Source organism: Alkaliphilus hydrothermalis (assembly GCF_016908555.1).
Taxonomy (GTDB): Bacteria; Bacillota; Clostridia; order Peptostreptococcales; family Natronincolaceae; genus Alkaliphilus; species Alkaliphilus hydrothermalis.
On sequence record NZ_JAFBEE010000010.1, the window covers coordinates 77,344 to 91,125 of the forward strand.

Annotated in this window: 15 protein-coding genes; 10 read left to right on the plus strand and 5 right to left on the minus strand. The window is 36.6% G+C overall.

Annotated elements, in window-relative coordinates; genetic code table 11:
• Positions 1-67 precede the first annotated feature (67 nt).
• Positions 68-472 carry a DUF1622 domain-containing protein gene (locus JOC73_RS08740; protein ID WP_204402164.1) on the minus strand — a complete coding sequence of 135 codons (405 nt, stop codon included), beginning with the start codon at positions 470-472 and terminating at the stop codon, positions 68-70.
• Positions 473-735: 263 nt separating this feature from the next.
• Between JOC73_RS08740 and JOC73_RS08745 the strand changes: the two genes are divergently transcribed.
• The 9 genes from JOC73_RS08745 to JOC73_RS08785 all read left to right on the plus strand — a co-directional run bounded on the left by JOC73_RS08745 (position 736) and on the right by JOC73_RS08785 (position 7,777).
• Positions 736-1,464 (plus strand): class I SAM-dependent methyltransferase, encoded by a 729-nt coding sequence (locus JOC73_RS08745; RefSeq protein WP_204402166.1) that lies wholly within the window; start codon positions 736-738, stop codon positions 1,462-1,464.
• 40 nt (positions 1,465-1,504) lie between these two features.
• Positions 1,505-2,191, plus strand: coding sequence for a Crp/Fnr family transcriptional regulator (locus tag JOC73_RS08750; RefSeq protein ID WP_204402168.1), 687 nt, complete (start codon positions 1,505-1,507; stop codon positions 2,189-2,191).
• Between the two features lie 255 nt (positions 2,192-2,446).
• Positions 2,447-2,815 carry an ArsR/SmtB family transcription factor gene (locus tag JOC73_RS08755; RefSeq protein ID WP_204402170.1) on the plus strand — a complete coding sequence of 123 codons (369 nt, stop codon included), beginning with the start codon at positions 2,447-2,449 and terminating at the stop codon, positions 2,813-2,815.
• Between the two features lie 190 nt (positions 2,816-3,005).
• A complete protein-coding gene (locus JOC73_RS08760) occupies positions 3,006-5,072 on the plus strand; it encodes a heavy metal translocating P-type ATPase (RefSeq protein WP_330613145.1) in 2,067 nt (688 codons plus the stop codon).
• Between the two features lie 314 nt (positions 5,073-5,386).
• Positions 5,387-5,905, plus strand: a complete 519-nt coding sequence (locus tag JOC73_RS08765) for a 4Fe-4S binding protein (RefSeq protein WP_204402172.1) — start codon at positions 5,387-5,389, stop codon at positions 5,903-5,905.
• Positions 5,906-6,022: 117 nt separating this feature from the next.
• Positions 6,023-6,283: a metal-sensitive transcriptional regulator gene (locus tag JOC73_RS08770; RefSeq protein ID WP_204402174.1), complete on the plus strand. Its 261-nt coding sequence runs from the start codon at positions 6,023-6,025 to the stop codon at positions 6,281-6,283.
• A gap of 285 nt (positions 6,284-6,568) precedes the next feature.
• A complete protein-coding gene (locus JOC73_RS08775; RefSeq protein ID WP_204402177.1) occupies positions 6,569-6,784 on the plus strand; it encodes a hypothetical protein in 216 nt (71 codons plus the stop codon).
• A 26-nt stretch (positions 6,785-6,810) separates the two neighbouring features.
• Entirely contained in the window at positions 6,811-7,353 is a 543-nt protein-coding gene (locus tag JOC73_RS08780; protein WP_204402179.1) for a D-glycero-alpha-D-manno-heptose-1,7-bisphosphate 7-phosphatase, read from the plus strand.
• 193 nt (positions 7,354-7,546) lie between these two features.
• Positions 7,547-7,777 carry a glutaredoxin family protein gene (locus JOC73_RS08785; RefSeq protein WP_204402181.1) on the plus strand — a complete coding sequence of 77 codons (231 nt, stop codon included), beginning with the start codon at positions 7,547-7,549 and terminating at the stop codon, positions 7,775-7,777.
• Positions 7,778-7,875: 98 nt separating this feature from the next.
• Here the strand turns inward: JOC73_RS08785 and JOC73_RS15130 are convergent, their stop codons facing one another.
• The gene (locus tag JOC73_RS15130) at positions 7,876-8,616 is read right to left on the minus strand and encodes a CAP domain-containing protein (RefSeq protein WP_243427909.1); all 741 of its coding nucleotides are present in this window, start codon (positions 8,614-8,616) and stop codon (positions 7,876-7,878) included.
• Positions 8,617-8,739: 123 nt separating this feature from the next.
• Entirely contained in the window at positions 8,740-10,554 is a 1,815-nt protein-coding gene (locus JOC73_RS08795; RefSeq protein WP_204402184.1) for a heme NO-binding domain-containing protein, read from the minus strand.
• A 200-nt stretch (positions 10,555-10,754) separates the two neighbouring features.
• Between JOC73_RS08795 and JOC73_RS08800 the strand changes: the two genes are divergently transcribed.
• The gene (locus tag JOC73_RS08800; RefSeq protein WP_204402186.1) at positions 10,755-10,964 is read left to right on the plus strand and encodes a hypothetical protein; all 210 of its coding nucleotides are present in this window, start codon (positions 10,755-10,757) and stop codon (positions 10,962-10,964) included.
• On the opposite strand, the gene JOC73_RS08805 is transcribed toward JOC73_RS08800, so the two are convergent.
• Together JOC73_RS08805 and JOC73_RS08810 are read right to left on the minus strand one after the other, a co-directional pair.
• Positions 10,948-11,814 carry a 2-oxoacid:ferredoxin oxidoreductase subunit beta gene (locus JOC73_RS08805; protein WP_204402189.1) on the minus strand — a complete coding sequence of 289 codons (867 nt, stop codon included), beginning with the start codon at positions 11,812-11,814 and terminating at the stop codon, positions 10,948-10,950. The two genes, JOC73_RS08800 and JOC73_RS08805, sit on opposite strands and share 17 nt — an antisense overlap.
• The gene (locus tag JOC73_RS08810; protein WP_204402192.1) at positions 11,814-13,520 is read right to left on the minus strand and encodes a 2-oxoacid:acceptor oxidoreductase subunit alpha; all 1,707 of its coding nucleotides are present in this window, start codon (positions 13,518-13,520) and stop codon (positions 11,814-11,816) included. Before JOC73_RS08810 ends, JOC73_RS08805 begins: the two co-directional genes overlap by 1 nt.
• Between the last annotated feature and the right edge of the window lie 262 nt (positions 13,521-13,782).

A 13,782-nucleotide genomic window follows, 5' to 3' on the forward strand; every position in this document is an offset into this window, starting at 1 on the left:
GCAAATAAAAAAGAACCTAGGCGGCTCTTTTTAGTAAAATGAGGTTTAGCGAATCAATATTTGAATATTATTTAGCAGATGCTTTTTCTCTAGATTCTGTATCCATTTCATCAATAAGACATTGTTTTTTCTTTAATTCAAAAAACTCATTGCAGTGGGCTGTATCAGATTTAATTTCCCAGTGGATTACATAGGTTAGTAAAATTCTTACTCCGACAATTGAGGCTAGGATAATCAACTCATTGATGGTACGGACTGTCACGGTTCTTAAAATCTCACCAGCCAGTTTGAATTCCAATGCCAAGGCCAGTGCTTTAGCCAACTCAATTTTAATCGTGTCCTCCGTAAAGTTGAACCCCCTTTTCGCATATTGAAAAAAGGCCTTAAAGGATGCGACCAAAATGACAAAGACTCCCATAGCCTCCAGTAAATGAACAATCATTGGTATAGCTTCTTCCATATAGTGATACATTTATAAATCCTCCTTAATAATTATGTTAATGATAAGTAGATAAGCATAAATCTATTTACGTTACTATTATCCTCCTGTAAAGAAAAAATGTCAACTGAAAGTAATTACAAATTAAACATGCAGAAAGCAAATTAGATAAAAAATACTGGAATATATTTTCTTGTTTTTATTATAATAAATGGGTATACAACCTAATGAGGAGCATCATCTTTTATATTACGCCAATTTACTTTATAATATGTTTAGGAAGGGAGTTTGATATTGTGGCTTTTTATGAAGAGTTTAATAAATACTATGATTACATATTTCCCACTGGTAAACCCCAACTACAATTTATTTCTAAAAGAGCTTTAGGAAGTAAAGTGTTAGATATTGCCTGTGGTACGGGTAATTATTCTATCCCTTTGGCAGAGCAGGGTTTAGATGTTTCTGCAGTGGACTTAGATGAGGGGATGATTAGAGCCCTAAGGCAAAAGGCAGAGGCGAAGGGGGTAACTATTAAGGCAGCAACGGGGGATATGAAATTACTAAAGGAATACTTTCAAGAGGGAGGATTTCAGACGATTTTTTGTATTGGAAATTCTTTAGTACACCTTACTAGCATAGACGAAATTCAACAAGTCCTTCAGGATATTTATAGTCTATTGGAGGAAGAGGGAATATTGGTACTCCAGATTGTTAATTATGACCGTATTCTAAAGTATAATGTGGATCATTTACCCACTATTGATAATGAGGATGTAGGGGTTAGTTTGGTAAGAAAATATGATTATAATCCCGTAGAACATCTGGTTTATTTCAATACGGAATTGATTTTTCAAGAGCAACAAATGAAATTTCAAAATTCGGTATCTTTATACCCTCTTAAAAGTGAAGAACTACAGCAAATGTTAAAAAAGGCAGGTTTTAAGATAGAAGAGCAATATGGTAGTTTTAAGGAAGATTGCTATAATGAAGAAGCCTACGCAAATATTATAGTGGCTAGAAAATAAGAAAGTAGAATAAATAGTAAAAAGGAAAGAGGGACATAAAATGAGTATCAAAAGTGGGGATGTTTTAAGAAAGATACCAGTCTTTGCTAGTCTAGAGGATAAAAACCTAGAGGCAATTAGAGGAATTACCATCAATAGAAAAATGAGAAAGGGAACCATCATTTTTATGGAGGGGGACCAAGGCGAGGCTTTTTATTTTATTAAATCAGGAAAAGTCAAGATTTTCAAAACCACGCCAGATGGTAGGGAATTAATTTTTACTGTTTTAGGTGAAGGAGACGTCTTTGCGGAGGTAACACTTTTTAATGACATGAATTACCCTGCTTCCGCTGAGATATTGGAGGATGCTGAGGTAGGGATGATTAGAAATAAAGATTTAGAAGATTTAGTGAGTAATAACTCAGAAATTGCCCTCAGAATGATTAAGATATTCAGTAAAAAGCTATTTAGCGCTCAACAGAAGGTCAAGGAATTAGCCCTTGGAGATACCTATATGAGGACGGCACAAATGATTTTAAAGCTGGCAAAGGAGCATGGGAGGGAGATTGACGGTGTAATCGAAGTAAAACTCAGTCTATCAAGGCAGGAACTTGCCAACATGATTGGTACTGCTAGAGAAACCGTCAGTAGAGCTTTAAGTCAGTTTAAGAAGGAAGGATCAATTGATATTAGTGGAAAAAAAATTATTGTTAGAGATATAGAAAAACTAAAGGGTTGGATACAATAGAGGGCCCATAACCCAAACAACCTACTGAATACAACAACATAACAACTTTAAAATCATATCTATTGAACCCTATAGTACTCGGTGAAAAGCCGATAGTACTGTGGGTTTTTTTTATTCCTATAATCCTTCTATTTGAATAATGGTAAAAGTTATTTATATGAAAAAAATGGTTGATAAATTTTGCTGATTGCAATATAATAATACATGAACATATGAACAGTTATTCATATATAATACTAGAGAGGGTGGTAATGAATGGAGAAAGAGAAAAATCTAACAGATACTTGCAATTGTAATATCATCCATGATGATGTTGTTAATAAAGTTAAAGAATCTATGCCAGAGGAAGAAATGCTATATGATTTGGCAGATTTATTTAAGGTGTTTGGTGATACCACTAGAATTAAAATCATATATGCACTATTTCAATCGGAAATGTGTGTATGTGATATTGCAGCACTTCTTGGTATGAATCAATCGGCGATCTCCCATCAATTAAGGGTGCTGAAGCAAGCAAGATTAGTGAAGTATCGAAAGGAAGGTAAAGTGGTGTACTACTCCTTAGATGATGATCACATTAAAAATATATTCAATCAAGGTTTTGACCATATTAACCACAAATAAGGAAATGCAAGTGATGCAATTTCCTAAATTATAAAAAATTATTTTTTTATTTGGAGGAGGTAGCAAAATGATGGAGGCAGCTATAAAAAAAGAATTAATGCTGGAGGGGCTAGACTGAGCCGGCTGTACTTCTAGGATAGAAGTAGAAAGCAAAAAAATAGAAGGCGTAACGGATGTTAATTTGAATTTTATGATGAAAACCCTTACGGTTGAAATGGTGGAAGATAGTGATATTGATGAAATCGTTAAAAGTGTAAGGGAGGTCATCAATCGATTTGAACCCCATGTGGTTGTAAAGGAGAAGGGTAAAAGCACCAAGCAATCATCTGATGAAGGGCGACATCATGTTCATCACCATAATCATGACCATCATCACGGACACCATCATGACCATCACCATGGGGAAAACAGTAGGACTGAAATGATTAGAATAGGTATAGGTGCAGTGCTTTTCTTTGCAGCTATTATATTGAAACTGTCAAATACAATGGAATTTGCCCTCTATTTTAGCAGTTATTTATTAGTAGGTGGAGAAGTACTACTAAGGGCAGGTCGAAATATATTGAGGGGTCAAGTTTTTGACGAGAACTTTTTAATGGGAATAGCAACCATAGGGGCCTTTACCATAGGGGAGTTTGCTGAAGGGGTAGCCGTAATGCTTTTCTATCAAATCGGAGAATTTTTCCAAGGGTTGGCTGTCAATCGTTCTAGAAAATCCATTGCAGAACTCATGGATATTCGCCCAGACTATGCAAATCTGAAGGTAGGAAATGATTTTAAGCGGGTTTCTCCAGAAGAAGTGGCTGTTGGTGACTATATCATTGTTAAGCCTGGAGAAAAGGTTCCACTAGATGGGGTGGTAGTTGAAGGAACATCTATGTTGGACACATCAGCCTTAACGGGTGAATCTGTACCTAGGGAAGTTGAAGTAGATAGTAGTGTATTAGGAGGATTTATCAATAAAAATGGATTATTAACCATCAAAGTAAGTAAAGCCTTTAGTGAATCAACTGTCTCGAAAATACTTGAATTAGTTGAAAACGCCAGCAGTAAAAAAGCACCGACGGAGAACTTTATTACAAAGTTCGCCCGATATTATACACCTTTTGTCGTAGTTGCTGCCTTTGCCCTAGCAGTTATCCCACCATTGGTAATAGAAGGGGCTACCTTTCCTCAGTGGATATATAGGGCATTGGTGTTCCTAGTAGTCTCCTGCCCTTGTGCGTTAGTCGTATCCATTCCTTTAGGATTCTTCGGAGGTATTGGTGGTGCATCAAAGCATGGTATTCTAGTAAAGGGTGGCAATTATCTAGAAGCCCTTCAAAACGTTGAAATGGTAGTGTTTGATAAAACGGGAACATTAACAAAGGGAATATTCAAGGTGACAGAAATCATCACGAGCGATAGTAATGTTTCAAGAGAACAATTGTTGGAGTATGCTGCCTATGCGGAAAGCTATTCAAACCATCCTATTGCCACATCTATACTAAAGGCATATGGGAAGACAATCAATCAAGAAGAGATTGAAAGCTACGATGAAATATCAGGTCATGGAATTAAAGTAAAAGTAATGGGCAAGGAAATACTGGCTGGTAATATAAGATTAATGGAGAAGGAAAAAATTAAGTATCAGTCAGTGGAAGCCACTGGAACGGTTGTATACCTTGCAGTTGACAGAAAGTTCATAGGGGGAATTATTATCTCTGATGAAATAAAAGAAGATTCGGAGAGGGCCATAAAGGGATTAAAGGCCATTGGCATCAAGAAAACTGTTATGTTGACGGGGGATCACAAGCAGGTGGGAATGAAGGTAGGTAATCAACTGGGATTAGACGAAGTATATGCAGAGCTTTTACCAGACCAAAAGGTTGAGAAATTAGAAGAATTAGATAAACAAAAGTCTCCAAAAGGAAAAATGATTTTCGTAGGAGATGGTATCAACGATGCCCCAGTGTTGGCTAGAGCCGATATCGGTGTTGCTATGGGGGGATTAGGTTCCGATGCCGCCATCGAAGCCGCTGATGTTGTATTAATGACGGATGAACCCTATAAATTAGTAAGTGCCATCAAAATAGCCAAGAGAACAAAGCGTATTGTATGGCAAAATATTCTGTTTGCCTTTGGAGTGAAGGGAATTGTGTTGCTCCTAGGTGCCGGAGGATTAGCCACCATGTGGGAAGCAGTATTTGCTGATGTTGGAGTAGCCTTAATTGCAGTATTCAATGCCATGAGGGTATTGAATGTAAAAAATATATAAAAAGAAGTAAGTATTGCCTTGAATACCCCTGTTGTACTATATCCATGTTTATCGTATGACAGGGTTTTTTTCTTAGATTTTTTGCTATTCTGTGTCTCTTTACCCCTCAGGATTTGATTTTATCTTTAGGGTTGATGATATTGATAAAAGTGGTTAATTGGGGACGTAGTATATCAAAAGGGAGAGCTAGAGGATCGTCGCCTTATTTTGAGTTTGCATCAATATATACTTGACATTTTCTCTTACATAGAATACTATATTATTAACAACACCCCCCATAGGGAGAGGGGTAAAATATAGAAGGGAATGATATTATGAAAAAACAACAATCAATTATGTCATGGTCTTGGATATTTATGATCTTATTTTTCTCATTAGCAATTGTTGATATACGTTTTGGAATACTAGGTTTGATTTGTATGGGGGTTCCAGTAATTCTTGCCTTAAGGGGCGGAGGAAAGGTCCATTGTGCAAAATATTGTCCAAGGGGATCCATGCTGGGCAAATTTCTGCAGAAGATAAGTCTAAATAACAATCTACCTAAGTTTATTAATAATAAGTTTGTCAAGGTTGCATTGTTGGTCTGGATGGTGGGAATGTTTACAATTTCATTGGTGATGGCTGGAGGAGATTTTACTAAAACCGCTTATGCTATTTTTAGAATGATGGCAATGTCTACAGTTGTAGGAATCTTTATGGGTGTCGTTTTTAAACCAAGAAGCTGGTGTACTGTTTGTCCAATGGGGTATGCTACTGGTTTGATTGATAAGGGTCAAAAAGCTAAAAAAACCCAAAAAGCAGATTCTAATCAAAATATAACCAAGAAAGATTAGGAATAGAGTGCTGATTTTTACCTCTTAATTTCTGTTTTATTTCTGCAAGAGATTTGTTATCTCTTAAATTTTATGGGAAAATAATAACAAAGAGAATTTAAAAAGGAAGTGAGTTACATGGCAGAGCAGGACGTAAGAAAAGATATCATCAATCGACTAAGGACAATAAAAGGTCATATACAAGGAATAGAAAAAATGGTGGAAGAAAATAAGCAATGTGATGATATATTAGTTCAGATTGCAGCTATTAAATCCTCCATTGAGAAGGTGGGTATGATTATTGTAGAAGATCATGCCAAATCCTGTTTATTTAAGGAACAGGTTTCTCCAGAGGAAGCTGAGAAGGTTATCAAGAGCATCATTAAATTTATGAAATAAATAGTTTACTTTAAATCATTTTAAGTCATTAAAATCAAGAGGGCTGCCCATAAGGGTATCCCTTTTAAAATGCATATCTTAACTGATTTAAGCCTAATTGCTTAATTTTCTTCTTAAAAGGCTCAACATAAAAACACTCGTTGATATTGCGGATATATAAGTAAAATTAAATTTTAGTTTTTGAAAATGGGATATAAATTACAAAAGAGCTAAAAGGAAACCTTGGAAATAGGTATATATTTCTAAGGAACTAACCAAAATAGATTAATAAAGGAGGAGTGCAATATGGAAATGGAAAAGGATATTATAAAGCATCTGGAGGTGTTGGAGAAGGAACGGAACTTCTTTAATAATGTCGGTGAAATTAATAAGTTCAATATGGATGCCATTATTGAATTGATTCAATATAATAATATGAAGGAATACGGTGACCCTTTATATTCAAGACGGGAGATAAGAAAAGGACTTCGGCAGTATTTTTCTGATCGTGTAACCTGTTAAATTAAAGAAAGAGGATGATATAGGATATGAAAAAGGCAATTTTTTTTGATAGGGATGGGGTGTTGAATGATAATATCAATCGTCATGTCAACAAGCCAGAGGAGCTGATACTCTATGATGGTGTACCAGAGGCACTAAAAATGGCAAAAGAGGCTGGATTTGAACTGTTTGTTGTCACCAATCAAGGGGGCATCGAGCTGGGGCATCTTTCCCATGAAATGCTGAAAAAAATTCATGACCGTTTAGAAGCGTTGCTGGAGGGGTATTGTAAATTTAAAGAGATTATTTACTGCCCAGACTTTAAAAAGCCCAGTGAATGTAGAAAACCTGCTCCAGGAATGATTTTAGAGTTGGCGGAAAAACATAATATTGATTTAATCAATAGCTGGATGGTGGGGGATCGAGATACAGACATTACAGCAGGGAAAGCAGCTGGTTGTTTTACTGTTAAGATAGGGGATATTGATTCACGGGCTGATATCAACGAGCTGGACCTACCAAATCGGAGAAGGGAAAGAAAGGTGGACTTAGAAGCAGTGGTGGAGGCAATCATAGAAGAAAGTGAGTAATGTTTTTATTTTTTTCTTAAATCTATCTGCTTTTGAAAAGGCTATTAGATCGTTAATAAACAGTCTTTGTTTGATATATTTTCTTTTAAAAGAAAAATATGATAAAATATATCAAGTAAGATTATTGTTTGTATTACATACACTATTAAAGTGTTAGTATATCAAAACATTCAAATATGAGGAGGAATTTTATATGAATAAGGAAGTAATCGTTTACACAAGCAATACATGACCCCACTGCCACACAGTGAAAGAGTTTCTTTCAGAAAAGGGTGTTGATTTTTCAGAGAAAAATGTTCAAGATGATGTAGCTGCTAGAAAAGAGTTAATGAAAATGGGAATCATGGCGGTTCCAGTTGTAAAAATTGGTGAAGAAACGGTTGTAGGCTTTGATAAGGAAAAGATTGAAAGCCTATTAGGATAGATCAAAAAATCTAACAATCTATAATATAGTAATAGAAAGAGATGTCAATGACATCTCTTTTTGGTTACATTATTATTTTCTATTTATCATAAACCTTTTTATCTTCCCAAAAACAACTGCGTAAAAATCCTGCCATACTCCCCACCCTCCTTCATGCCAATACCAACATGGGTAAAGCTAGGGTGAAGAATGTTCTGCCTATGGGTGGTGGATTCCATTAGGGAAAAATGGGCTCCCTTTACGGTTTTATTCCCAGCTAGATTTTCTCCTGCAAAGACATAGGAGATATTAAATTTTTTCATCATCTCAAAAGGGCTACCATAGGTAGGGGAGTAGTGGTTGAAATACTCATTTGTAATTAAATCTTGAGACTTCAAACGAGCTAGTTTGGTGAGACTCAAGTCTACAACTAAAGGATTTAGATCTGCCTTTTTCCGCTCTTGGTTCACCAGATCCAGTAGCTGCTTTTCTTCAGGGAGGAGATCATCTTCAATTACAAGGTTTTCCTTGAGGTCTTTACCCTCTACATAAGGAACTGCCATCTCTTTGAGGATACAGCCTATTTGATTATTCTTTAGAATGACACCATACCAATCCTCATAACTACCCATTACTTTGACAATATCCCCCTTATTAAGGATTGCAATGATAGGTAAGTAATGGCTGGCCCCAGAATAGACCTTTGTATTGTTTTTACTAATAAGGACAGCCTTCACCTCTGCTTCATTAAAAATGGAGGAATTTTTTATGGCTGATTTCGGAGCCTGTCGTTGGCTACATGAAATGCTAGTGGACATAAGTACGATAGATAATAACAACAAAATTAATAATCTTCTCAAAGGAAATCACCCCTACGTTAGTATAGGCAAAATAAGAGAAAAACATAAAAAAAGAATCAGGTATTAATCTGATTCTTTTTAAAACAACCGACCATTTTAGCAATGATCGGTTGGCTTTTTTCACTATATCTTATATTTCTTCAACTCAGTCTTAAAGTTTGAAATCAATGCTTCAAATTGAGTAATATGATCCGTTAAATCCTTTACTTGTTCAGAGTATTGAGTAACAGAAGCACTCATTTCTTCAGAAGAAGCAGAGTTTTCCTGTGCAATAGCTGCCAAGGAATGGACATTTTCTACTACCCCCGTTAGACGCTCTGTTTCATAGGATAATTGACCGATTAATCGTACAATCACGTTGGATACATCAATGATCTCAGCCGTAGAGGCCTCACTATCTTCAGTTACTTTATGGAGGGTTGCATTACTATTCTCCAATTGATGATGCTGTTCAGAAATTTCATGGACGAATTTGTTAATCTGCTCAATGAAGTATAGGAGATTATCATTAATATGTTGAACAGAGACTTTGGAGCTTTCTGCCAACTTTCTGATTTCCTCTGCTACAACAGTAAAGCCACGGCCTGCTTCACCAGCCCTTGCGGCTTCAATAGCGGCATTTAGGGCTAAAAGGTTTGTTTGGTCTGCAATCTGCTCTACAGTAGAACTGATTTCCATGATTTTTGAAGCTTGCTGAGACAAATCCTTACCCTGTTGATTAACACTATCAAAGTTCTCTTTAACGGAATTAATCATATGATTAACTGATTGAATTGACTGATATGACCCTTTTAATTGTTCAACTGACATTTCGAGACGATCTTTACCCTCTGTTTCCTCTTGTACAATTTGGTTGAGGGTAGTAATATATTGATCCAGTATCCCTACGGCGTTTTCAGTCTCCATTGCTTGACTAGTGGCACTCATGGCGACCTCATGGACTACAGTAGAAATTGAGTCGGATAATTCCCTCATATTTTCTGTGATTAGAGAAAATTCCCGTAGGTAGTTGTCCATATCATCTGTACCGCCCTTTAGGAACAAGAAGTCCTTTTTAACAGCCACTTTAGCAGCATTTAAATGGTTGATAATCTCTTCAGTAGTGTCATTGGAACGGAGGATTGACTTGCTGGCAAAATCCAGTTCCTTTAGTTGAATCAGATCTTCTTCAATATGTTTAAGGGGCTTAGTTACAATATGAGCACCTAAAGCAACACTGGCAAAGGTGGCTATAGAAAGTAAGCCATTGATGGTCCAACCAGCATCCCGATTAAATACCCCTAAGAGTAGTACTAATAGTAAAGTAGGGAATAAACTAACCTTTATGGGGATGCTACGGAAAATTCGTAATCCCATAAACTTACTGGCGGTGGCATTAATGATACGGTCGGGTGACTTTTCAAAACGGAGGTGAACCTTCATAAATGGTCTATTATCCTCTGTTTTACCTGACTCCAATACATTGAAATCTAGTTTCTCATTAAAGTAGGCCGAGCTTCCCTCCAGTAGTCCAAGAAAGTAGTCAAACAGACCCCGTTTTGATATATATGTAATTTCAATTTCCTTATCTCCAACTTCCTTAGCCAAGAGTCGAGGGGGGTTAGCTCCTTTAATCATTTTAGTAAGTTGGGTATGGACATCATCCATCATCATCAAAAAGCCCTTTAGGCTGTATCTTTCAAAGTAGGAAGGAAACCATTTTTGAAAGCTGTTGATATTTTGTTGTCCAACTTTTCGCCAGATATCCTTAGGCGATTGCTTTGTTTCTTTTGCAATAAAATTGAAGACTTCAAATATTTCATCATCTGGGATGTCCTCCAGTGGACTAATCATACGTTCTTTATTCCAATGGATTGATTGAACAGCCCGACTAACAATTTCATCCCCAAAGAGACTTCTTAAACTATTTAACCAGGTCGACACGATAGTACCCTTCATAAAATTCACTCCCTCCAAAATTCTACCTATTATTACAAAATTATATATACCTCGATTATAACAAATAAAACAATCAAATCCTAGATAAAAAAATAGCCCTCTAGATAGGGCTATTTGGGGTTTATAATCCCTCATGCTATTTTTAAATCAAACATAATGCTATAATAAATTAATGTTAAATTTAAAAAGGAGCTGATCTTATGGGAGGTATATTTTATCAAATTATCAATCTGATTATCGTTATATCTATAATAGGCATCCCCATTCTTTTAACGATTCTATTTTTAAAGCGATATGGTACTAAAAGCGATCAGCTAAACTCGCTGGATGTACTACTGACTAAAATCAATGAGTTGGAAAATCGCATTGAAATCTTAGAAGAAAAACTAGATGCTATCGATATTGATTAATTATACTGTTGAAGTGATCCTTTGATAGTTGTAAGTCCATCTTTGATAAGGCACTGGCATCCTTAGGCTGAAGCTGCTCTAAAAGGGATGGAGTACCTTCGTTTTGATAGATTATTCCAGTACACAGACCATCTGTCTCAATGAGCTTATTCATTGCCATTTGGTAATCCTGTGGGTTGTAGCCTTCATCCTCATCAAGTTTTACCAGATGCTCACGGAACCATTGGTAGGTATTAATTTTGTTGTAGGTAACGCAGGGACTAAAGACATTGACCAAAGAGAAGCCATCATGTTGTACAGCCTTAACAATCGTATCAATGAGCTGCTCTTGGTAGGCCGAGAAGCCTTGGCCTAAGAAGGTAATTCCATTTGATAAAGCAACAATTCCCGGACGAATAGGATTCTCTAAAGATCCTGTAGGGGTACTCTTTGTTTGGAATCCAACTTCACTCAAGGGAGAAGTATGCCCCTTTGTCAAACCGTATATTTGATTATTTAATACAATATAGGTGACATTCATATTTCGACGAATGGCATGAAGGGTATGGCTAAGTCCTATCGCAAATCCGTCCCCGTCTCCACCGGCGGCAATAACTGTTAAATCCTTGTTGGAGGCCTTTATCCCCTGAGCGATAGGGAGGGATCGACCGTGAATTCCATGAAAACTGTAGGTATTCATATAGCCCGAAATACGGCCTGAGCATCCAATTCCTGAAACAACCATCATCTTTTCATTTGGAATTTCTAGTCTTGAAGCCACCACCTGCAATGCCCTTTGGATGGAAAAATGTCCGCAGCCTGGGCACCAGTTCGGTGTAATATTGTTGTCATAATCCTTTATATTAGTCATTAAATCCATCCTCCCATCTCTGTAATAATCTCATTTAAGGTGAAGGGAGTACCATCATACTTTGTTAGACTATGGATTTTCTCGTGATAGCCCAATTCACTCTTAATGATTGTAGCCAATTGCTGTGAGTAATTGTTTTCCACAATCACAACATGCTTATATTTTTCAAGGATTCTTTTCAACTGTTGGGTAGGCAGAGGCTTAATCATCTGGATATAACCATAGTCCAAAGGCTCCTCAGCAATCTCCATAGCCCCTTTAATTACCCCATAGGTGGAGCCAAAGGATAGAAACAGGACATCCCTTTGATGACTATGAATGATGATTTCTTCATTTTCCTGTAGGGGAGCTGTCTTCTTCATTCTTTTATCCATCATGTTTCTACGATTACCTGGTTGGTCATTGGGAAAACCCAACTCATTGTGTTCTAGGCCAGTAGTATGATGTAGACCTCCAGCAGTACCAGGTAAGGCCCTAGGAGAAATATCATCCTCTGTTAATTGATAACGTTTGTATTCCTCTTGTCCTGTATTGGGTTGATAAAGCTTCCCACGATTAATTTGAATCCTGTGGGGTTCCAACTCATCAATTGTTTGATGGGAAAGGGACATGGATAAATCTGATAATAAGAAAACAGGACATTGATATTCCTCCGCTAAGTTAAAGGCCCTCATGGTGGCATAAAAGCAATCTTCTACAGATGTTGGTGTCAAGATAATACTAGGGTATTCTCCATGGCCACCAAAGTATAATCCTATTAAGTCACTTTGCTCGTGCTTCGTTGGGAGTCCAGTACTTGGACCTGACCTTTGGGCATCTACTATGACGATGGGTGTCTCCGTCATACCGGCTAAGCCAATTCCCTCCATCATTAAAGAAAGGCCTGGGCCAGAAGTGGCAGTCATACTTCTTGTACCCCCATAGGAGGCACCGATAATCATATTGACAGCAGCGATTTCATCCTCCACTTGTAAAGCTACTCCTCCATGTTTAGGTAGAAGTTTACTTAGGTTTTCCATTACTTCTGAAGCAGGTGTAATGGGATATGAAGCGATAAAACGACAGCCTGCTGCCAATGCCCCTAGACTAATGGCATCATTGCCCATCATTAAAGGGCGAGATATTTTATTGGCAGGGGTTAATTTTAATGTTTGATATTCTTTAAGGTTTTCTTGAGCATACTGAAATACATTTTTCAATACTGTTATATTTTTGTTTATGATTTCCTCACCTTTGTGCTTGTATTTATTTTTAATTGCTGAGGTAACGTTATCCGCAGTAATACCTAATAATGCACTGATGAAGCCCATTGCAGAAGTGTTCTTCATTAAAGTTGCTCCAGAAGCCTTTGCAATTTCGGTAATGGGGAGGGGAATTAACTTAATTTTTTCAGGTAATTGGAAATCTAATGTAAGGGCAGCGTCATAGAAAATAATTCCATCACTTGACAATAGATGATAATATTTTTTAACAGTATCATCGTCTAAAGCAATGATGACTTTAACTTGATCCTCTACCCATAGCTTTTTTTCAATACCTGCGTGGATGGTAATGGCACTGTTACCACCTTTAATTCTTGAAGAAAAATCTCGTTTCTCATAAACGTAGTAACCTAGTGACGAAAGAGCCTTCATCAAACTGACACCTGTACTGATAACTCCTTCCCCCTGTATACCACCGATTAAAAGGGACATACTTTTATTCAATTTATTCACTCCCTATTCAGTAAATTTAGGAATCATATTAATGATTATCTAGCATAAAACCCGAACTTCCTAACGTTAATCAAATTTAGGTAAGCTTTTTTTTATACCATATTTTTATTAATACAGAAGCATTTTATACAAGAAAGCGTAGGGTTCTTTATAAAAATGGATTTTGTAATTAAAATTCCTATACTTCTATATTACTACCATAATCCCTTAGTTATTAATCAATAAAAAATATTGCTTTTTTGTAAGGAATAGG

What these genes read in the sequence shown, in the direction of transcription:
- JOC73_RS08760 (WP_330613145.1), top strand. Translation starts at nt 3,006, where the DNA reads ATGATGAAAACCCTTACGGTTGAAATGGTGGAAGATAGTGATATTGAT.
- JOC73_RS08775 (WP_204402177.1), top strand. Translation starts at nt 6,569, where the DNA reads ATGGAAATGGAAAAGGATATTATAAAGCATCTGGAGGTGTTGGAGAAG.
- JOC73_RS08755 (WP_204402170.1), top strand. Translation starts at nt 2,447, where the DNA reads ATGGAGAAAGAGAAAAATCTAACAGATACTTGCAATTGTAATATCATC.
- JOC73_RS08800 (WP_204402186.1), top strand. Translation starts at nt 10,755, where the DNA reads ATGGGAGGTATATTTTATCAAATTATCAATCTGATTATCGTTATATCT.
- JOC73_RS08750 (WP_204402168.1), top strand. Translation starts at nt 1,505, where the DNA reads ATGAGTATCAAAAGTGGGGATGTTTTAAGAAAGATACCAGTCTTTGCT.
- JOC73_RS08770 (WP_204402174.1), top strand. Translation starts at nt 6,023, where the DNA reads ATGGCAGAGCAGGACGTAAGAAAAGATATCATCAATCGACTAAGGACA.
- JOC73_RS08740 (WP_204402164.1), bottom strand. Translation starts at nt 472, where the DNA reads ATGTATCACTATATGGAAGAAGCTATACCAATGATTGTTCATTTACTG.
- JOC73_RS08805 (WP_204402189.1), bottom strand. Translation starts at nt 11,814, where the DNA reads ATGACTAATATAAAGGATTATGACAACAATATTACACCGAACTGGTGC.
- JOC73_RS08795 (WP_204402184.1), bottom strand. Translation starts at nt 10,554, where the DNA reads ATGAAGGGTACTATCGTGTCGACCTGGTTAAATAGTTTAAGAAGTCTC.
- JOC73_RS08780 (WP_204402179.1), top strand. Translation starts at nt 6,811, where the DNA reads ATGAAAAAGGCAATTTTTTTTGATAGGGATGGGGTGTTGAATGATAAT.
- JOC73_RS08765 (WP_204402172.1), top strand. Translation starts at nt 5,387, where the DNA reads ATGAAAAAACAACAATCAATTATGTCATGGTCTTGGATATTTATGATC.